The sequence below is a fragment of the Pseudomonas sp. Xaverov 83 genome, assembly GCF_019352905.1.
Taxonomy (GTDB): Bacteria; Pseudomonadota; Gammaproteobacteria; order Pseudomonadales; family Pseudomonadaceae; genus Aquipseudomonas; species Aquipseudomonas yamanorum.
The window spans coordinates 49,160-68,682 of sequence record NZ_JAAAFU010000008.1 but is presented as its reverse complement, the minus strand read 5'-3'; the positions used below and the strand labels follow the sequence as shown (position 1 = coordinate 68,682).

The following is a 19,523-nucleotide window of genomic DNA, read 5'->3' as shown; positions in this document are numbered from 1 at the left end:
GCGACTGATACACCGCTATCGCAGGCAAGCCAGCTCCCACAGGAATCTACAGCGCTCAAAAAACTGTGAAATTGCCAGTTACGACCCTTGCAGACTAGAATGCGATCAATTCTTAATTACGCTTGGGTCTCACCGCCCGGCGCGCCCCGGTGATCGGCATGTCGTCTCCCCTCAATCTGCATATCCAGGACCTGTACTGCGAACACCATGGATGGTTGCACCGTTGGCTGGACCGCAAGCTGGGCAATGCCAGCGACGCCGCCGACCTGGCCCATGACACGTTCATGCGCCTGCTCACCCGGCAAACCAGCACCCACTTGGGCGCCGAGCCACGGGCATTGCTGACCCATATCGCCAAGGGCTTGATGATCGACAGCTGGCGCCGCCAGGAGGTGGAACGCGCCTACCTGGAAACCATCGCCCACCTGCCCGAGCAACATGTACCTTCGCCGGAAACCCGCTGGCTGATCCTCGAAGCGCTGTACCGCATTGAAGCGATGCTGCGGGATCTGCCGGAAAAAACCCGCCAGGCCTTCCTGATGTCGCAGATCGACGGCCTGACCTATCAGCAGATCGCCGATGCCCTGGGTGTGTCGCTGATTTCAGTCAAACGCTACATGCGCGATGCCTTCCTGGCCTGCCTGAGCGTGGCATGAGCCAGTCGATTGATCCGCTGATCCTCGGTGAAGCCGCCGACTGGATGGTGCAGTTGCAATCCGGCAGCGCCACCGATGAAGACCGCCGCGCCATCGCCCTATGGCAGGGCCGCAGCGCCCAGCACGCCCAGGCCTGGCAACGGGCGCAGGCCGTTCTGGGGGACTTCAACAGCGTGCCGGCGGCGATTGCCGGCGATACCCTCAAGCGCATTGGGCGCAAAAAGTCTCTCGGTCGGCGCCAGGCGCTCGGGCTGTTGCTGGCGGCGGGCCCGGCGGCCTGGCTGGCGTATCGGCAGGTGCCGTGGCAGCAGTGGACCGCCGACCAACACACGGCCATCGGCGAACAAAAGAACCTGACTTTGCCCGACGGTACACGCCTGCTGCTCAACACCGGCAGCTCGCTGAATATCGCGTTCTCCGATCAGGTACGGCGCATCGAGTTGCTCAAGGGCGAAGTGTTGATCACCACCGCCAAGGACTCCGCTCATCGTCCGTTTATCGTCCAGACCCGCCACGGCACGGCCCGCGCCTTGGGCACGCGGTTCAGCGTGCGGGTGGGTGAGCAGGCGAGTCGAGTGGCCGTGACCGAAGGCGCGGTGGAGTTGCTGGCAGAGCATGCCGGCCAGGGTGTGATCGTCAGGGCGGGCGAGCAGGGCGCCTTCAGTGTTGACCGGGTAGCCGCCGTCGAGCCGCTGGACGTCAGCGCCCTGACCTGGGAAAACGGCATGCTGCTGGCCCAGCACATGCGCCTGGCGGACTTGCTGGATGAGCTGGGTCGTTATCGCGCCGGCGTGTTGCGCTGCCACGACTCGGTGGCCAACCTCACGGTGTCGGGCGCGTTTTCCCTACGGGATACCGACGCCAGCCTGCACCTGTTGCAGGAAACCCTGCCGGTCAAGGTCAGCAGCCTCACCGGGTATTGGGTGACGGTCGAACCGCGCTGATTTTTTTCAACATTCGCTGATACCTTTTTCGTTGTCGCCCGGTGTAGGGGAGAACCCTCAACATTGCTCCGCGTCGACAGGAATGCCCATGACCGCCAGACCGCTCCCATACTGCCCCCGTCCGTTGAAGGCACTGAGCCTGGCGGTCGCCCTTGCCGCCATCGCGCCGTTGCAGAATGCCCAGGCAGAAGAAGCTGCGCCAAGCAGTGCGGCGCGCAGCTATACCCTCGCGCCGGGGCCGCTGGGGAATGTGCTGGCGCAGTTTGCGGCGTTGTCCGGGGTGCCGTTGTCGTTCGATTCCACCTTGCTCAACGATCAACAAAGCCCGGGGTTGCAAGGCAGTTACAGCGCGCAATCGGGCTTTGCCCAGTTGCTGCAAGGCAGCGGCTATACCCTGCAAGGCACCAGCGCCAATGGCTACACCGTGGTGCCCCAGGCCAGCGGCGATGCGTTGGAACTGGGCGCCACCACCATCAGCGGCGAGGAGAGCGGGGCGCAGGCGGACACGTATGCGGGCGGCCAGGTGGCACGTTCTGCGCGCCTGGGCGTGCTGGGCAACCGGTCCATCAGTGACGTGCCGTTCAGCGTAGTCAGCTACACCTCGAAAACCATCGCTGACCAACAGGCACGGACCGTGGGCGATGTGTTGCTCAACGACGCATCGGTGCGCCAGTCGTCCGGGTTCGGCAATTTCTCCCAGGTGTTCACCATTCGCGGCCTGCCGCTGAGTACCGATGACATCGCGTTCAACGGCCTGTATGGCGTGCTGCCCCGGCAGATCATCACCACCGAAGCCCTGGAACGGGTGGAGCTGTTCAAGGGCCCCAACGCCTTCGTCAACGGCGTATCGCCTTCGGGCAGCGGGATTGGCGGCAGCGTCAACCTGGTGCCCAAGCGCGCCGAAGACACGCCGACCCGCAGCGTCACCCTCGATTACGCCAGCGACAGCCAGACCGGCGGCCACATCGACCTCGGCCAACGCTTTGGTGAAGACAATCGCTTCGGCGCCCGGGTCAACCTGGCCCGGCACGGCGGCGAAACCGCCGTGGACGACGAAAACAGAAGCTCGCAGTTGATCGCCGTCGCCCTGGATTATCGCGGCGATCGTTTGCGGGTCTCAACCGACTTTGGCTACCAGAAAGAGCGCATCAATAATGGCCGCTCGGTGGTTTACCTGACCGGCACCAAAGTGCCCAGCCCGCCGTCGGCCAAGGACAACTATGCCCAGGACTGGAGCTGGTCGGAGCTGGAAGACACCTATGGCATGGTCAATGCCGAATATGACTTGAACGATAACTGGACGGCCTACGCCGCGGGTGGCGCCAAGCACACCCGGGAGAACGGCCAGTATTCGTCGCTGTATGTCGGCAACGATGGCAGCGCCAAGGTGGGCTTCCTGTATTCGCCCCATGACGAAGACAACAAAAGCGCCATGGCCGGCTTGAACGGGCACTTCGCGACGGGGCCGGTGACCCATCAGATGAACTTCGGGTTGTCGGGGATCTGGGGCGAGCAGCGCTCGTCTTACGAGGCGATCCTGCAAGCCAACCGCCAACCGGGCAACCTGTACAATCCGACGCAGACACCGCGGCCGACCAACACCTATTTCGGCAGCGATATTCACGACCCGCGTGTTGTCGGCAAGAACCGCATCAAGAGTGCGGCGGTGTCCGACACCCTGGGCTTTCTGGATGATCGGGTGTTGCTGACCCTGGGTGTGCGGCGCCAGACGATCGAGGTGGACAGCTGGAACACCGCCACAGGGGCGCGCGGTACGCCGTACTCCGAGTCCATCACCACGCCGGTCTATGGCCTGGTGATCAAGCCTTGGGAGCATGTGTCGTTCTACGCCAACCGTATCGAGGGCCTGGCCCAGGGGCCGACGGCGCCACTCACTAACGTCACCAATCCCGGCGAAGTCTTCCCGCCCAAGCGCAGCAAACAGACGGAGGCCGGGGTCAAGCTGGACTGGGAAAACTATGGCGCCACGCTCGGCGTGTACCGCATCGAACAGCCGAACAACGCGACCACCCGATTCCCAGGCCAGAGGCTCGATACCTTCACCGTCGACGGTGAACAGATCAACAAAGGCGTAGAGCTCAACGTGTTCGGCGAGCCCATCGACGGCCTGCGCCTGCTGGCCGGTGCCACGTGGATGGACACCGAACAGAAGAGCACCTCCAACGGCGCCACCGACGGCAACCGCGCCGCGGGTGTGCCGCGCTTCCAGTACAACGTGGGGGCGGATTGGGATGTGCCGGGCATCCAGGGGGCGGCGGTCAGCGCACGGATGCTGCGCACCGGTGGCGAATACGTCAACGCCGCCAACAGCCTGAGCATCCCGGCCTGGACCCGCGTCGACCTGGGCGCGCGGTATGGCTTCAAGGCGGATGACAAATACATCACGCTGCGCGCCAACGTCGAGAACGTGGCGAACAAGGCGTATTGGTCGTCGGCGTCGACGGCGAATAACTACCTGACCCAGGGTGAGCCGCGGACGGTGAAATTGTCGGCGACGGTGGATTTCTGAGCCTGGGAAAACCTATCGGTTCAATGAACAACCTGTGGCGAGGGAGCAAGCTCCCTCGCCACAACAAGCCAAAATGTCCCACGGTCAACCCGGATTCACCTCTATCCGGTCAAAGCCCCTGAGGCGATACAGCATCACCGAGATCGCCCAACTGGCCACAAAGATCCCGATGATCAGGTAGCCCAGCATCCCGAAACTGTCGTTCAGCGAGCCGATAAAGCTCCAGAACGATCCCTTCAAGTCCAACTGGTCACCCATCAACCCCAGCGCTTCAATGCTGCCGATCACCACCGCAACCACCACCGACACCAGGGTGATGGTCATGTTGTAGTAGATCTTGCGGATCGGCTTCATGTACGCCCAGCCGTATGCCCCCAACATCAGGTGACCGTCGAGGGTGTCCACCAGGGACATGCCGGCGCTGAACAGCAGCGGGAACACCATGATTGCCCACGGCGACAGCCCCTGTGAGGCCTGGGTCGCAGAGATTCCCAGCAGGCCGATCTCGGTGGCCGTATCAAACCCCAGGCCAAACAGGAAACCCAATGGATACATGTGCCAACTGCGGCTGATCAGGCGAAACACCGGGCGGAAAATCCGCGCCATGAAACCCCGGTCCGCCAGCAATAGGTCGAAGTCATCCTCCACGTACGCGCCGCCCTGGCGTACATGGCGCCAGGCCTTGTAGATTGCGTGCAGGATCACCAGGTTCATCAAGGCGATGACCAACAGGAACGCCGCCGAGACCGACGTGCCGATCACCCCGCCAATGGCCTTGAACCCTTCAAACCGGTCCTGCATCGTCGACGCCGCAAACGCGACGCCAATGGATGCCAGCACCACCACCGAAGAGTGCCCTAGGGAGAAAAAGAAACCGACCGCCACCGGGCGTTTCTTTTCCTGCATCAGCTTGCGGGTTACGTTGTCGATGGCGGCGATATGGTCGGCATCCACCGCATGCCGCAGTCCGAAGCCGTAGGCCAGCAACGCAGTGCCCAGCAGCACCGGATGCTCATGGAAGGCTACCAGCGCCCAAATCCAGGCGGCCACGTTAATGCCGACCAACAGCCCGTAGATACCAAACAGCTTGGCGCGAACCTGGGTGTTGGAGTCACTGAAAACCTGGGCAAGGCGTAGGATCATCAAAGGTACCTTTGTACAGTGGAAACATTCAGACATATTCCGGAACTTTAAAGGTTTTGTTTAAGTTGATGATGAAACCTGTGGGCTTACTGAGGAGACGACGGTGACGACTATCGAGAGTGGAGCGCTGGCGGTTATTGAATTCTGGAAGGCGGCGGGGCCCAAGCTCTGGTTTGCCAAGGATGAAGCGTTTGACCGGCGCTTTCGCGAGGCTTTCTACGCCGCGCATTTGCAGGCGGCCCGGCGCGAACTGGAGAGTTGGATGCAAACCCCGGAAGGCGCGCTGGCGTTGCTGTTGCTGCTGGACCAGTTCCCGCGCAATACCTTCCGAGGCACGGCGCATATGTTCGCCACCGACCCGCTGGCGCGCCTGTATGCGCGGCAGATGGTCGAGGCGGGGATGGACACGTTGATCGAAACCCCGTTGCGGGCGTTTTGTTATTTGCCCTTCGAGCATTCTGAAGACCCCGAGGATCAACAGCGGTCGCTGGCCCTGAACAAGGACCTTGATGCCAATACCTATCGCTGGGCCAAGGAGCATGCCCGCATCATCGAGCGGTTCGGGCGCTTTCCCCATCGTAATGAGGTGTTGGCCAGAGTCACGACAGAAGAGGAGCGGGCGTTCCTGGAGGACGGTGGCTTTTCGGGCTAGGACTCTGGTTCAGCGACAAAGTCTCTGACGCCCGCCTGACGAAAACGTCGAACGCCCTTGAGGTCAATCGCCCAACGCAGCGCTTCAGTCGCTGACGGACGTTCGCCATGGGTGATCGCTGCCTCATCGGTGGTCAGTCTGCCAAGGTAGCCCTGCTTGCCGCCGCGTTCGCTCCAGTAGTGGGTGTGGCTGAGCCAGGACTTGGCGAGCCAGCCTTTCCATTTGTCCACGGTGACCGGCAGGTCCAGCACGCCGGGACCCATCACCGGGCTGACCGGGCCGCCGACGATGTCGCCAAACAGGCCCAGGGGCGCGGGGAAGTAGAGGTTGGTCCAGCGGGTCACGGCGAACGCCGCGGCATGGTGCAAGTACAGGGGTGAAAATGGGCGACTGCCCACGGTGAAAGGAAGCCGACCGCTGTAGGCGTAGCCCTTTTCGTCGAGCGTCGGCGGGCACGCGGGGGCTTCGCGGCGTTCGATGCGGCGCTTAAAGTCGCTCACGCTGCGGCCCAGCAGCAGGCTGGCGTGGGCCATCGGGCTGCCGAGGGTGACCAGGTCGGTGATGCGCCAAGGGGTGCCGAGGTTGCGTTGTTCGATAAAGGCTTCGGCCTGCTGCTCGCGAAACCTGAGGAGGCTTTGAAGGCGGCCGTCGAGGGCGTTCCCGGCCTTCGGCAACGTGTCCTGGACCACCGGTTGCAGTCGCTCGTGATTGGCGTAGCGGGCGGCGAGTTCCGGGTTGTTGGGGTGCAACTGGTCGTGATGTTCATGCCACAGGTAGCCGACGATGTCGTAGGCAATCACGCTGCCCAGGCTGTGGCCGACGACGATGATGCGGTCGTAATCACCCTTGTCGTGCAGGGCACGCAGCAAGTCGACGCCATCGGCGCGGATCTGTTCACGCACCACCACGTTCTGCGGGTTGGGGCTCAGGTAGCGGGCGGCGTCGCCAAGGTACGACAGTGCCGAGTACTTCAGGGCCAGGCCGATCACCGCCAGCAGCACCGGGATCAGGGCAAAGGGGTTGTCGCTATGGGGAAACCGGCCATACAGCGTCGCCAGGGTGCCGCTGACCAGCAGTACAAGCATGGCCAGCAAGGTCCAGCGGGTGGCGCGCCAGATCGGCACGATGGCCGTGGGAATATCCCGGCGCGGGCGCTTGAAAATGTCCCATAGCCAACTGAGCAGGTGGCCGACCTTGGTGCCCTGCATCTTGTGGGCCCAGTAGTACTCATAGAAGTCGGTGGAGTTGCGGCCCGCCGACTTCAACACACGCAAGTCGAAGTTGCGCGAAAACCGGTCGGGTTTGCTCCAGTAGAAGGGCGTCGCCTCGGGGGTGTCCGCCGGGATCACCGCTTCCACGAAGCCGCGCAGGGTATCCATCGGGCGCTGTTCGCCGATTCCGTGGATGACGACTACCGCTTGTTTCATCTGTTGATCGTTCCTTGATCTGTTTTCGGGGGCGTTACGGGAGGGGTGCAAGGGGCCATAGTATTGCCATTATCGATGGTATTCCAGCCAGGAATGCCCCCATAAAAACCGCGCATTTTATTTGCACGGCGCGATCTCGTAGTGTGTTGCTCCCACCAAGGAGATGTCGCCGTGAATCATCGCCCGCTGACCCTGTACGTTGATGCCCATTTCACCAGTCCCTACGCGATGTCGGCGTTCGTGACCCTGCGGGAAAAAGGCCTTGAATTTGAACTGCTCACCCTGAACCTCGACACGGCCGAGAACCAGACCGAAGCGTTCGCTCACTTGTCACTGACCGGGCGCGTGCCGACTCTGGTACAGGGTGAGTTTGCGTTGTCGGAGTCGTCGGCGATTACCGAGTACCTGGAGGAAGTGTTCCCGCAGGTACCGGTGTACCCGGCCGAACCCCGCCAGCGGGCGAGGGCGCGGCAGGTGCAGGCGTGGTTGCGCAGTGACTTGATGCCGATTCGGCAGGAGCGTTCGACCCTGGTGGTGTTCTACGGGCTCAAGGGCGAACCGCTGTCGTCGGCAGCGCAAGCGGCGTCCCACAAGCTGATCAACGCGGCACAGGCGCTGTTGGCCGACGGCCGCGATTATCTGTTCGGCGAGTGGTCGATTGCCGACGTGGACCTGGCCGTGATGCTCAACCGGCTGATCCTCAACGGCGACAGGGTGCCCGCCAACCTGGTGGCGTATGCCCAGCACCAATGGCAACGGCCTTCGGTGCAGGAATGGGTCAAGCAGGCACGACCGTCGCTGTAGTCACCTCCTCAATTACTAAGTGAATCCTGATCCATGAATATACTGTCGAGTGACTCCCGCCTGCCGTTGTATCAGCGTTTTCGGGATCATCTGATTGAGCAGATTGCCAATAATCACTGGCGTGCCGGTGCGGCTATTCCTCCTGAAGCGGTGCTGTCCACCCAGTACCAGTTGTCTACCGGCACCGTGCGTAAAGCGATCGAGGCGTTGGTGGGGGAAGGCATTCTGGAGCGTCAACAAGGCCGGGGCACGTTTGTGCGTCGTCCGAAGTTTCAATCGTCGTTGTTCCGGTGTTTTCGCTTTCAGGGCCCGGGCGGCGAATGCCAGTTGCCCCAGAGCCGGATCCTGTCGGTCAAGCCGGTGAAGGCGCCGTTGTCGGTGAGCGAGGTGCTGGGGCTGGCGCCGGATGCGCCGGTGATTTGTATTGTGCGGGTGCACGTACTCGACACGGGGCCAGTGCTGGCGGAGGAAATCTGGCTGCCGCGCCCCCGGTTCCAGGCACTGCTGGACGTGGACCTGACCCGGCAGGGCTTGCTGTTGTACCCCACTTACGAAGAAGTCTGCGGGCAAGTCGTGGCATCTGCCGAGGAAGCCCTCACCGCCGAGTCCATCGATGACGTGTGGGCCCGCTGGTTGCAGGTGCCGGTGGGCAGCCCGGTGATGGTGATCGAGCGGCTGGCACGGGATTACGCTGGCCAACCCCTGGAGTTGCGACGCGGCCGTGGCCACGCCGAGCATTTCCGTTATCGCGTGGATATTCGCTGAACCGTTAGCGCGCTGCTATTCGGCTTTCAGTAGCACCAGCCAGGCTTGCACCACCCGGCGGTCAAGGTCTTCCCAGTCGGCCATGCCCAGCACCCGGGTGGTGTTCAAGCCGCGCAAGTAGCCGCGCAGTTGCTGGGCGATGGCGTAGACCACCTCGGGTTCCGCGGTGTTATCCAGCAGCACTTCCTCATAATCGACCAGGTAGTCGGCAACCCGGTCGCGAAATTCCGGCAGCACGGCTTCACGGATGCGATCGAAGGTTTTCTGGTGGGGCTTCATAGGCGTTCCTTATCATTTTGTGTGAGGCGGCCTGCACGACACTATTGCTCTAGATAATAGTCACCATCAAGTATTGCGAGTTCTGTTTTTCTGAAAAAGGAGGACAATTGCCATCATTGAACATGATGTGCAAGGACCCTGCGATGAGGACTTTTACCGGATTGGCCCTGGTGGCGCTGCTGATGAGCACAATGGTTGGCTCTGCGTCGGCCGGGGGGCTTCAAGCCAGCCACCTCGCGCCAATCGTCGCCAGCCCGGTGGGTTTGCAGCATTCGCAAACGGTCGGTGTGCTCTACAGCGACAACACCCTCGACAACCTGCAGTACCTGGCGCGCTACCACACCATGGCAGTCAATGGAGCCAAGGATCAGTTGGACGACCGGATTCGCCAGGCCTTCGTCGACAGCTCCGACCCGGACCTGGCGATTGACTGGCTGATGGCTTCGTTGCGGCACACCTTTGCCTCCGTCACCCGTTACGACAACCTTGATGCGCTGTTGCAGGCGCACCCGGACGTGGTGGTGATGCTCGACACCTACAACCAGTTGCTGACCCAGCGGAACGACCTGGTGGAGGCGCGGTTTGTCGCCAAATTCTATGACCTTGACTTGCAATACATCGACAAAGCCGAGGGTTCGGCGCAATTGCACTTGCCTTCTGTATGGGTACATGACAAAACGGCGCCCCAGATCGCTGCACAGATTGGGCAGCAGCGCGACGTTCAGTTGAATGCATTAAAGCAGTTCGATGCCTCGCTCAAGGCGTTGGTCGCTGCCGGTTAGCCCACTTCGTTTATTTTTCAGGAATTTCTATGCGCTTGTTGTTCGTGCCAGCGATGGCTTCTGCTTCTTTATTGATGACCGGTTGCGCGTCTGCCCCCAACGCACCGACCCTGACGCTGCAAACCAGCAAGTCTCCCGATGCGTATGTTGAGTGCGTGGTGCCCAAGTTCGAGAAGAACGGCATGACCTCCACGGTCACGCAGAACTCTCGGCATGCGCGGATCGTGGTGACCAGCAAGATCGCTGCGGACAACATCCTGGAAGTCTACAAATCCCAGGACGGCGGCAAGGTGTTCTTGTATGAGCGCAAACCATTGGCGTCGGCGTTCAAGCCATCGCGGTTCGAGCATGCGGCGCAGGATTGCCTGTAATCGACTGGCGCCGGTCTGTCGGCTGGCGGGGATCTAATGTGGGAGCTGTCGAGCCCCAGCGAGGCTGCGATGGCATCGCTGCGGTCTGACAGTGACACCGCGGTGATCCCATCGCAGCCTCGCTAAAGCTCGACAGCTTCCACAGTTGATCTTCATTGCATTGAGCGAACGATTCAGCTCGGCTTTGGCTCGCTGCTGAACGTCTCGACCGCTTTCACCAACCCCTTGGCCGCCAGCGCCACCAACTCACCGCCTTTTTGCGGGGTGGCCAGTACCGGGTCCGAACCCATGCGGCCATCCGGGAAACGTGCGCGGAAGTCGCGGGCTTCGCGGATCGGGCCGGTGTTGGCGATTTGCGGCGAGTAGTCAGCCGACTTGATCGCGTCCGGGTAGGCCCATTGGGTCACGGCGATTTCCGACGGCGTGGCATGGCTGCCATGGCCCACCGGGAACTGCTGGTGCGCCAGCTCGTTCACGCTTTCCAGGTCCCACCAGTTGCACAGTTTCAGCGCATAGCCTGACGGGCGCCCGCTGAAGCTGGCTTCGGCGTACAGCTCGGAGAACGCCGCTTCGATCGAGGCGATGTTGCCGCCGTGGCCGTTGAGGAACAGGATTTTCTCGAAGCCATGACCTGCCAACGAACGTACCCAATCACCAATCGCCGCGATAAAGGTCGAAGGGCGCAGGGAGATGGTGCCGGGGAAACCCAGGTGGTGTTGCGCCATGCCGATATTGAAGGTCGGGCCGATCAGGATGTCGGCGTTTTTTTGCGCTTCATGGGCGATGATTTCCGGGCACATCCAGTCGGTGCCCAGCAGGCCGGTGGGGCCGTGTTGCTCGTTGGAGCCGATGGGAATCACGATGCTGCGGCTGCGTTCCAGAAACTGGCCAATCTCGATCCAGGTGGATTGATGTAAAAGCATCTCAGGTTCTCTCTCTCATCAAGCCCAGGAACACGGTGGAGTTCCTGGTGGCGTGTGCCGCATGTTGCACGGCAACGGCCAGCCCATCAACCGCCTTTGACGGTACCGGCACTCGCCATCTGGCGCGGCTTGCAGTTGAGATACGCCGATGACTTCAGCCAGCGCTGGTCGGGGTACCAGGAAAACATGAACTGGCCGTCCTTGAGTTTATCCACCACCTGGCGCGCTACCTGCGGGCGTACGGCGGGGCAGCCCTGGCTGCGGCCGATGCGGCCCTCGCGCTTGCTCCACAAGGGGCTTACGTAGTCGGCGGCATGAATCACGATGGCGCGGTCCCGTGCACGGTCATTGAAACCCGGTTCCAGACCGTCCATGCGCAACGAGTAGCCATGGGCGCCTTCGTAGCTCTCCTGGGTGCGGAACAAGCCGATGCTGGACTGGTAGCTGCCTTCGCGGTTGGAGAACTGGGTGGCGAAGTTTTCCCCGGATTTTTGTCCGTGGGCCACCAAATCCCGCAGCACTAATGTCTTCTTGCGCAGGTCGAAGATCCATAGACGACGAGCGGTCGAAGGCTGGGAGTAGTCGATAACGGCCAGCCGGTCGGACTGTTCGATGCCATTGCCCACCGCGCACTGCATGGCACTCAAGGCTCTTTTCAATACATCGGGGTTGAGTTCTGGAGCGGCGTGGGCGAGGCTGCTATACAGAGTAAGAGGTTTACCGGTGTCTGCGAGCGCAACGGTGCTCAGCGAGGCAAAGGTCGAGATGATCAGGCCGAGTCGGCAGCAAAAGGTCAGCATGTATAGAGCATCTCCGCCGTGGATGGGAGCTAAGCGATTGTTCAAAAAACACGCATGTTACTTGAGCATTTGCCTGCTCGTTGCACCGCTGGTCGCGACAGCCGAAGACCTGTTGGTGGTGTCACCGGCCCCGGTGCAACTGGCGCTCTCGCAATTGTCGACGGTTTGCCCAGGCCTGGCCGGGCAGGTCGATGCGCCTTCCCAGGCGCGTTTGCAGGCGTTTTATCAGCAGCAGGGCGACGTGGTGCTGTGGTCCGAAGGGGATCGCCGCGCCGAATTGCAAGCCCAACTGCAGTTGCTGGCCGACGATGGCCTGGACCCGGCTCACTATAGACTGCCTCCGACGGATGCCACGGGAAACGTGCTGTGCATCGACATCGGCACCAGCCAGCAGTACCTGCAAGCCCTGCAGGATCTGCATTTCGGCCGCTTGCAGCAATCGCGCTTCGAGCCCGTCTGGCATTCGCAACCGGCCCCGGACTCCGACACCCAAGTGCTGGCCATGGCCGAGGCCGGTATGCAGAACGTCGCCCAAGCTTTCGACCAGGCCCGTCCGAGCGCGCCGCTATACCTTGGCCTGCGCAGCGCCTATGCCGCCCTGCGCCAGCAACCGTTGCAGCATTGGGAGGCGGTGGCCAGCGGCCCGCTGTTGCGCCCCGGCATGGACGATTCGCGAGTGCCGCAACTGGCGCGGCGCATGGTCAATGGCGGCTACCTGAGCGGCACCTCCGCCGGCACGCAGTACCGTGGCGAGCTGGTCAACGCGGTCAAGACCTTCCAGCAAAGCCATTCCCTGCAAGCCGACGGCGTGATCGGCCCGGGCACGGTCACCGAGCTGAACATCAGCCCGGCCATTCGCCGCGAACAACTGCGCATCAACCTGGAGCGGTTTCGCTGGTTGTCCCGGGACCTGGAGCCCGACGGCGTGTTGGTGAACGTTGCGGCGGCGCAACTGAGTTTCTACCAAGGCGGTGTGCCCGTGTGGCAAACCCGCCTGCAAGTCGGCCGCGCCGACCGCCAGACACCGCTGCTGAAATCGCGCATCACCCGGCTGACCCTGAACCCCACCTGGACCATCCCGCCCACCATCATGCGCGAGGACAAGCTGCCGGCGATCCGACTGAACCCCGAATACCTGCGCCAGCAGAACCTGCAAGTGCTCGACAGTCAGGGCAACCCGCTGGTGCCGGAACAGGTCGACTGGTCGCACCCCGGCAACATTTTGCTGCGCCAGGGCGCCGGCCCGCGCAACCCGCTGGGCCGAATCGTGCTGCGCTTTCCCAACCCGTATTCGGTGTACTTGCACGACACGCCGAGCCAGCCGCTGTTTTCCAAGGGACCGCGGGCCTTCAGTTCGGGGTGTGTGAGGGTTGAGCAGCCGTTGCAATTGCGGGACTTGCTGGTAAGCCCGGCGGAGAAGATCCGCACCGAAGAGCTGCTGGCGACGGAAACCACCCACGAGTTCCGGCTCGCCACGCCGGTACCAGTGTTGTTGGGGTACTGGACGGTGCAGGTCGATGGCAAGGGCGCTTTGCTCTACGCGCCGGACATTTACGGGCGCGACCCGGTGTTGATGAAAGCGATGGAGAGTGCGCTCTAGGCGCTTAGCTGAGCGTTGATCATCGTCAGCGCCTCATGGGGAGACAAGCGCGCCGTATCGACGGTCAATGGCGACTCGGCCCATGGCTCATATTCATGGGCCAGGACGGACTGCCAGGTGGGCGGCGTGAGCCCCGGAATATCGCTGGTGCGTGATTCCACGCGACGTTGATGTTCGTGTGGGTCGGAGCACACCACCTGGATATTCACCAGCGGCGTATCGGCGCTTAGCGCGGTGTCGCTCCACGCCTGACGACTTTCAGCCACCGGGTTAACGCAATCGACGACAACCGTGCGGCCCAGCAACAGGTTGCTCAACGCCAGCGCATTGGCCACCTGGTAACCGCTGCTGCCCACACCTTGCTCCAGAACCCCTGCATCGCGGATGGCCTGCTCGATGGTGTCGATGCGCAGATACACGGCGCCGGATTGGCCGGCAAGGGCCTTGGCAATCGTGGTCTTCCCGGTGCCGGGCAGGCCGCTGAACACAATAAGCATCGTCGATCCTTCGAATGGGTGAGTCGGCTCAGTCTACCGGGCGACTCACTTCAAATAACAGGCGCTGATCCAGTCCGAAGGCTTGGGCGCCAGCTGTTCGGCCACAGGTAGATACCGCGCGTCCAACTGCGCGGCCAGCCAGTACAGGGTATTGCTGCTCTTGGGGTTCCACTCGCCGCTGTAGCCCGGTTCGCCGATGCGGGCGCGGTCCCTGTCGAACTGCACGTGGGTGTTCACGAATTCTTCATGGTTGCGCTGGCCTTTGGCATACGGCGCAAGCCAGTCCAGTGCTTCGCTCAGCGAGCCGCCGTGGGGCGCGGTGAAGTCCAGCCAGTTGCCGCCAATGCCGTAGGGTTTGGCCGCCAGCGCCGCCTGAACCAGCGGCTCCAGGTCGTAGACCACGTAGTGCAGGGCGTCACGGTCCTGGAAGTCGGTCACCGAACCGTCGGGCAGCACGTTGTCGGTGATCTGTTGCTGGAACAGCTTGAAGGCCTCTTCCAGCATCTCGCGGTCGCCCAATGCGGCGGCAGCTACCGTGACCAGCTTCACGCGGTGGCTTTGCCAGTTATTGGTGTTGGTGGCCTTCTTGGCGCCATGGAACTGCTTGATACGTTCGATATAGCCGTTGCCCAGGTTGGTCAGCAGCGCGCGGGTGGCGTCGCGGGTCTGGGGGCGAAGGTCGCTGGCGGTGAGGGCGTAGGCGCTCATCAGCATGTCGAGGTTGGTTTCGTCGATCGGATTGAAATCCGGCTGATAGGTGCTGGCCCACGCGCTCAGGTAGTCATCCACTTGCTTGAGATAGCGCGTGTCGCGGCTCAGGCGCCAGGCGAGGGCAGCCTGGCGCATCACTGGCCAATCCTTCTCGGCGGCGATGCTTTGCTCGCGAATGCCGTGGTTGGGCAGCGTGCCTTCGGTGTGCAGATGGGGCAGGGCGTCGGGTTGGTCACCGAGGTGGCGCTGGGCGGCGGCCAGGAGGGATTTGGAGGTCGGGTTCGAGGTGGCGGGCTGGCAGGCACTCAAGACCTGGGGCGCGGCAAAGGCGGCTTGGGCGAACGAGGCGAGCAGCGCGGCCAGGGCCACGGTTTTCAGAGAGCGTTGGAGCATGCAGTTTCTCAGGGTTGGATTGACCAGATCGGGGCACAGCCACGCTACCATGCCCGTGATGGGGATTTGATGAAATACCCGCCAGCCCTCTATCCTAGCCTGCCAAGCCCGGTCGAGAACAGGACGCCCCATGACCTTGCAGTTCGTGAAGATGCACGCCCACGGTGATGACTTCATCGTGATCGACCGGCGCGGCCGGGATGACCCGATCACCGCGAACATCGCCCGCCGCCTGGGGGACCGTCATCGCGGCATCGGCTTCAATCAATTGGCCGTGGTGCTCGATTGCGCTGACGCCGCTGCCCGCATCACATTCTGGAACCCCAACGGCACTCCGCTCGATACCTGCGGCAGCGCCACCCGTGGGGTTGCGGACATGCTGATGCGCGAAGCCGGCACCGCCACCATCGTGCTGCGAACCAACCGAGGGCTGCTGACCTGCGTGCGCGAATCGGGACAGCGGGTGTCGGTGGACATGGGGCGGCCGTCATTGGGCTGGGAAGAGATTCCGCTGGCGCAAGCGATGCACACCGAACGCTTGCCGCTGGAGGGCGACCCGGCGGCGTGCAGCATGGGCAACCCGCATTGCACCTTCTTTGTCGACGACCTTGCGGCGGTCGATATCGCGACGCTTGGGCCGTCGTTGGAAACCCACCCGCTGTTCCCCAACAAGACCAACGTGCATTTCGTGCAAGTGCTGGACCGCAGCCATATCCGCCTGCGCATCTGGGAACGGGGCGGCGGCATCCCGCAGGGCTCGGGCTCGTGCTGTTGTGGTGCGGTGGTCAACGGGATTCGTCGTGGGCTGCTGGATGACACCGTCGACGTGCAATGCGATGGCGGTACCGTGACGGTGCATTGGGACGGTCACGGCGGCGTGGTGTTGACGGGGGCTGTCCAAACCGTTGTTCACGGCACAGTGGCTGCCGCGCTCATGGGTGGCGCAATGGAAAGTGCACACTGAAAGTGGTGCCCTGGTCCGGGCTTGAGCTTACCGAAACACCTCCATCATGGGCCTTGGCGATTTCCCGCACGATAAACAGCCCCAGGCCAACGCTACGCACCTCACTGTCCTGCTCCGTGCCTCGGGTCATGGGTTCAAACAAGCCAGCCATCAACGCTTCGGGAATGGCCGGCCCTTGGTTATGTACCGAGAGCCGGCTCTCTTGCGCGTCCTGGTGCGAGGTGACGGTAATAGGCTGTTGCAGATCGCCGTACGCCACGCTGTTGGCCACCAGATTGCCGATGATTTGTTGGATGCGGTCGGCATCCAGGAACGTGCGGGCGCTGCCCGTGGCGTGATGTTCGAGGGTCGCCGTGGGGAACGCCACCCGCAACTCGTCGAGACTGTCACGGGTGACGGTGTGCAGGTCGAGTGCTACGGGGTTGATGCCGATGCCCTGGCCCACTCTGGCCTGAGTGAAGTCCAGCAAGTCGGCGATCATCCGCTGCGCCCGTTCGGTGGACAGGCCGATATGCCCCAGGAGTTGGCGCTCTTTGGGGCTGTGCTCGCCGCGGGCGAGGAACTCCGAGGCCATCTTGATCGCGGTAAGCGGGTTCTTCAGGTCATGGCTGACAATCGCGACCATCTGCTCGGCAAACAGCGCCCGGCGCTGGGCGATTTCATAGGCGCTGCTCAGTTCGGCCTGGGCCTGCTGCAGTGCGACTTCAGTGGCGGTCTTTTCCTGCAACAAGGCTTCAGCCAGTTTGCGGGCATTGAGCAGTTCACGCTCGTACTTGTCGCGGTCGGTGGTGCCGAAGAGGGCCAGTTCGTTATAGGCAATGCCGGCATGTTCGTGCCTGACGCCGTTGAGCAATACCGTGACGGTGCGTCGGTCACGGTGCAGCAGGTCGAGTTTTACTTCGGCGATGGAGCCTTGCATTTTCATCAGCGGCGCAAGGTGCGTCTGATGGAAGATCCGCCCGCCCATCGTCAGCAGGTCCTGGAACCGTCGTTCTTTCAACTCATCGACGCTGAAGCCGGTCCAGTCGCTGAAGCACTGGTTGGCCTGCACGATGGTGCCGTCTTCCCGGGTAACCACCAAGGCGCAGGGCGCGCCGTCGAACAAACGTTGAGAATCCGGCAACGACAGGTTATCGACTGGCATCGGCACCTACCCATGGCAACAGGAAACTGTCCATGGCCGCTGAGCAGGCCCCAGGTGCACTCATGTGCGGGCAATGCCCCACGTTATCGACCAGGCAATACGTGCTGGCGGGCAACGCGGCATGCAGGTACTCACCGACGCACACCGGTGCGATCAAGTCGTCGGTGGATTGCAAAATCAGGGTGGGGGTCATCAGACCCGCGATGTCCTGGCGGTTGTCCGACAGGAAGGTCACCCGTGCGAAGCGCTTGGCGATGTCCGGCTCGGTGCGGCAGAAACTGTTGGTCAGTTCTTCGCCGAGGGCAGGTTGCCCGGGTGCGCCCATGATTACCGGGGCCATGGTGCTGGACCAGCCGAGGTAATTGCTGTCGAGGGTATCGAGCAATGAATGGATATCTTCGAGGGTGAACCCGCCCGTATAGCCATCGGAATCGATATAGCACGGCGAAGGACCGATCATCACATGGGCGGCGATTGTTCCGGGCGCCTGGCGATCGGCCAGGGCGCCGATCATCGCGCTGACGGAGTGACCCACCAGCACCACCGGGCCCACGGCGTATTCATCAACAATCTCGCCCAGGTCATGGGCGTAGCCGGCGAGTGAGCTGTATTTTTCGCTATCGTACGCGCCCAGATCAGACTGGCCAGCACCCACCAGGTCATACAGCACGACGCGGAAACGGCCGGTGAAATGAGGAAACAGGTAATTCCACATGGTTTGATCACACCCGAAACCATGGGAGAAAACCAGGGTCGAGGGACCGCTGCCAAACACCCTGACGTTATTGCGCTGCTGAAGGTCCATGGCGTTCTCGTGTAGGGCGTGTGTGGGGGTAGCGTAAGTCTAGATAGTCGGTGGCTTCGGGTCACCTGTTTACAGCGTCGATAGGGTAAAGTCGGCCGATTCAGGATGAAACTTCAGGTAACAAAACATGATGGTGTTCCTACGGCAATGTGTCTTGGGCTTGCTACTGATCGTTTCCGGCTCGCAGGTGTGGGCCGATACCGTTCCCCCGGCGCCGGTCACGGTTGCGCTGGACCAGCGCGTGATCGACCTGACCCACACCCTCGACGCCGCCACTCAATCGCGCATGACAGCGCAACTCGCCGGCCTGGAACAACGCAAAGGCGCACAGGTGGCTGTGATGCTGCTGCCGAGCACCCAGGGCGTGGGCATCGAGGACTTCGCCAACCAACTGTTCCGTGCCTGGAAACTGGGGCGCAAGGACGTCAACGACGGCATCCTGCTGCTGGTGGCGAAGGACGATCGCAAGGTTCGGATCGAAGTCGGTTACGGCCTGGAGGGCGTGGTCACCGACCTGCTGGCCCACCGCATCATCGAGGAACACATCACCCCGGCGTTTCGCCAGGGCGATTACGCCGGCGGCGTGCAGCAGGCGGTGGACGACCTGACGCTGTTGGTGGACGGCGGCAATTTGCCCGAGGTGGCCAAGGCCGGTTTTCCGCCTGAGGCTTATGCGGTGCTCCTGGCGTTTATGTTTGGCGGGGTGGTCGGGGTATTGATGGGGGCTGAAAAACTCCCTTGGCGTCGGGCCCTGATGGCGGTGGTCGTTGTCACTGTGGCGCTGGTAACGGTTGCAGGCGGCAAAGACTGGCCGGTCTATTTGCTGTTGCTGCCCCTGTGCATGTTGATTGGCGGTGCCACGTTTGGCGCGTTGTGGCAGGCGAGGGCGGCGTTTTATGCCGTGCTGGGGCTGTTGATTTATATCGCCGGGGTGCTGCTGACCGATCACTTTGTTGGCGACCTGTCGCTGATCCACTGGCTGGCTTATCCCATGGCCGGGCTGCTGATCCTGGGCCTGTACTTCGGCCTGTTCCTGGTGATGAAAAGCATGTGGAAAGAGAGCCAGGGCGGCTTTATCGCGCGGCTGGTGGCGGTGCTGGTGGTGTACGGGGTCGCTGGGGCATTGATTGATAAGGGCGCCACGGGATGGCTGCTGGCGTTTCCATTCGCTTCGTTCGCGGCGCTGTTCATCTTTGCTCATGGTATCAGCGGCGGGTCGGGATCGGGGTCTGGTGGGGGCTCCAGCTCCTCCGGTTCGAGCTCCAGTTCCAGCAGCAGCTCATCGGGGGGTGGCGGTTCCAGCGGTGGGGGTGGCGCGTCGGGGAGTTGGTAA

At 62.3% G+C, this 19,523-nt stretch carries 20 protein-coding genes; 11 read left to right on the top strand and 9 right to left on the bottom strand.

Translation table 11 applies throughout. The features are described from left to right. Positions 1–158 precede the first annotated feature (158 nt). From K0H47_RS03590 to K0H47_RS03580, 3 genes are all read left to right on the top strand, one after another. Entirely contained in the window at positions 159–656 is a 498-nt protein-coding gene (locus K0H47_RS03590; protein WP_093210076.1) for a sigma-70 family RNA polymerase sigma factor, read from the top strand. Beyond that, a complete protein-coding gene (locus K0H47_RS03585) occupies positions 653–1,600 on the top strand; it encodes a FecR domain-containing protein (RefSeq protein WP_093197833.1) in 948 nt (315 codons plus the stop codon). The genes K0H47_RS03590 and K0H47_RS03585 overlap by 4 nt, the downstream gene beginning before the upstream one ends. 88 nt (positions 1,601–1,688) lie before the next feature. Next, complete coding sequence (locus K0H47_RS03580; RefSeq protein ID WP_093197829.1) at positions 1,689–4,130, top strand: TonB-dependent receptor; 2,442 nt, start codon at positions 1,689–1,691, stop codon at positions 4,128–4,130. An 84-nt stretch (positions 4,131–4,214) separates the two neighbouring features. Here the strand turns inward: K0H47_RS03580 and K0H47_RS03575 are convergent, their stop codons facing one another. Continuing rightward, positions 4,215–5,273, bottom strand: coding sequence for a HoxN/HupN/NixA family nickel/cobalt transporter (locus K0H47_RS03575; protein ID WP_093197825.1), 1,059 nt, complete (start codon positions 5,271–5,273; stop codon positions 4,215–4,217). Between the two features lie 103 nt (positions 5,274–5,376). Here K0H47_RS03575 and K0H47_RS03570 point away from each other — a divergent pair, with 103 nt between their 5' ends. Next, the gene (locus K0H47_RS03570) at positions 5,377–5,925 is read left to right on the top strand and encodes a DUF924 family protein (protein ID WP_093197820.1); all 549 of its coding nucleotides are present in this window, start codon (positions 5,377–5,379) and stop codon (positions 5,923–5,925) included. Here the strand turns inward: K0H47_RS03570 and K0H47_RS03565 are convergent. Continuing rightward, complete coding sequence (locus tag K0H47_RS03565) at positions 5,922–7,352, bottom strand: hypothetical protein (RefSeq protein WP_093197817.1); 1,431 nt, start codon at positions 7,350–7,352, stop codon at positions 5,922–5,924. The two genes, K0H47_RS03570 and K0H47_RS03565, sit on opposite strands and share 4 nt — an antisense overlap. A 171-nt stretch (positions 7,353–7,523) precedes the next feature. Between K0H47_RS03565 and yfcF the strand changes: the two genes are divergently transcribed. After that, positions 7,524–8,156: a glutathione transferase gene (yfcF, locus tag K0H47_RS03560; RefSeq protein ID WP_093197812.1), complete on the top strand. Its 633-nt coding sequence runs from the start codon at positions 7,524–7,526 to the stop codon at positions 8,154–8,156. A gap of 33 nt (positions 8,157–8,189) precedes the next feature. Further along, positions 8,190–8,921, top strand: coding sequence for a GntR family transcriptional regulator (locus K0H47_RS03555; protein ID WP_063030910.1), 732 nt, complete (start codon positions 8,190–8,192; stop codon positions 8,919–8,921). Between the two features lie 15 nt (positions 8,922–8,936). On the opposite strand, the gene K0H47_RS03550 is transcribed toward K0H47_RS03555, so the two are convergent. Continuing rightward, positions 8,937–9,200, bottom strand: a complete 264-nt coding sequence (locus tag K0H47_RS03550; protein ID WP_063030908.1) for a hypothetical protein — start codon at positions 9,198–9,200, stop codon at positions 8,937–8,939. Positions 9,201–9,343: 143 nt separating this feature from the next. On the opposite strand from K0H47_RS03550, the gene K0H47_RS03545 reads away from it, so the two are divergent. After that, entirely contained in the window at positions 9,344–9,982 is a 639-nt protein-coding gene (locus K0H47_RS03545) for a hypothetical protein (RefSeq protein ID WP_063030906.1), read from the top strand. A gap of 29 nt (positions 9,983–10,011) precedes the next feature. Next, a complete protein-coding gene (locus tag K0H47_RS03540) occupies positions 10,012–10,353 on the top strand; it encodes a hypothetical protein (RefSeq protein WP_063030904.1) in 342 nt (113 codons plus the stop codon). A 173-nt stretch (positions 10,354–10,526) separates the two neighbouring features. On the opposite strand, the gene K0H47_RS03535 is transcribed toward K0H47_RS03540, so the two are convergent. Beyond that, the gene (locus K0H47_RS03535; protein WP_219271977.1) at positions 10,527–11,276 is read right to left on the bottom strand and encodes a creatininase family protein; all 750 of its coding nucleotides are present in this window, start codon (positions 11,274–11,276) and stop codon (positions 10,527–10,529) included. A gap of 86 nt (positions 11,277–11,362) precedes the next feature. Continuing rightward, positions 11,363–12,076 (bottom strand): murein L,D-transpeptidase catalytic domain family protein, encoded by a 714-nt coding sequence (locus K0H47_RS03530; RefSeq protein WP_023658766.1) that lies wholly within the window; start codon positions 12,074–12,076, stop codon positions 11,363–11,365. Positions 12,077–12,113: 37 nt separating this feature from the next. Between K0H47_RS03530 and K0H47_RS03525 the strand changes: the two genes are divergently transcribed. Continuing rightward, positions 12,114–13,676 (top strand): murein L,D-transpeptidase, encoded by a 1,563-nt coding sequence (locus K0H47_RS03525; protein ID WP_093197809.1) that lies wholly within the window; start codon positions 12,114–12,116, stop codon positions 13,674–13,676. Here K0H47_RS03525 and K0H47_RS03520 read toward each other — a convergent pair. Further along, complete coding sequence (locus K0H47_RS03520; RefSeq protein ID WP_093197805.1) at positions 13,673–14,173, bottom strand: AAA family ATPase; 501 nt, start codon at positions 14,171–14,173, stop codon at positions 13,673–13,675. The genes K0H47_RS03525 and K0H47_RS03520 overlap by 4 nt on opposite strands. 45 nt (positions 14,174–14,218) lie before the next feature. Next, positions 14,219–15,277, bottom strand: coding sequence for an alginate lyase family protein (locus tag K0H47_RS03515; RefSeq protein WP_219271975.1), 1,059 nt, complete (start codon positions 15,275–15,277; stop codon positions 14,219–14,221). A 130-nt stretch (positions 15,278–15,407) separates the two neighbouring features. On the opposite strand from K0H47_RS03515, the gene dapF reads away from it, so the two are divergent. Further along, positions 15,408–16,241, top strand: a complete 834-nt coding sequence (gene dapF / locus K0H47_RS03510; protein ID WP_219271973.1) for a diaminopimelate epimerase — start codon at positions 15,408–15,410, stop codon at positions 16,239–16,241. On the opposite strand, the gene K0H47_RS03505 is transcribed toward dapF, so the two are convergent. Further along, positions 16,210–17,385, bottom strand: coding sequence for a PAS domain-containing sensor histidine kinase (locus K0H47_RS03505; RefSeq protein ID WP_177026617.1), 1,176 nt, complete (start codon positions 17,383–17,385; stop codon positions 16,210–16,212). The genes dapF and K0H47_RS03505 overlap by 32 nt on opposite strands. Further along, a complete protein-coding gene (locus tag K0H47_RS03500) occupies positions 17,372–18,190 on the bottom strand; it encodes an alpha/beta fold hydrolase (protein WP_063030896.1) in 819 nt (272 codons plus the stop codon). The genes K0H47_RS03505 and K0H47_RS03500 overlap by 14 nt, the downstream gene beginning before the upstream one ends. Before the next feature lie 127 nt (positions 18,191–18,317). Here K0H47_RS03500 and K0H47_RS03495 point away from each other — a divergent pair, with 127 nt between their 5' ends. Next, on the top strand, positions 18,318–19,523 hold the full coding sequence (locus K0H47_RS03495) for a YgcG family protein (protein ID WP_219271971.1): 1,206 nt from the start codon (positions 18,318–18,320) through the stop codon (positions 19,521–19,523).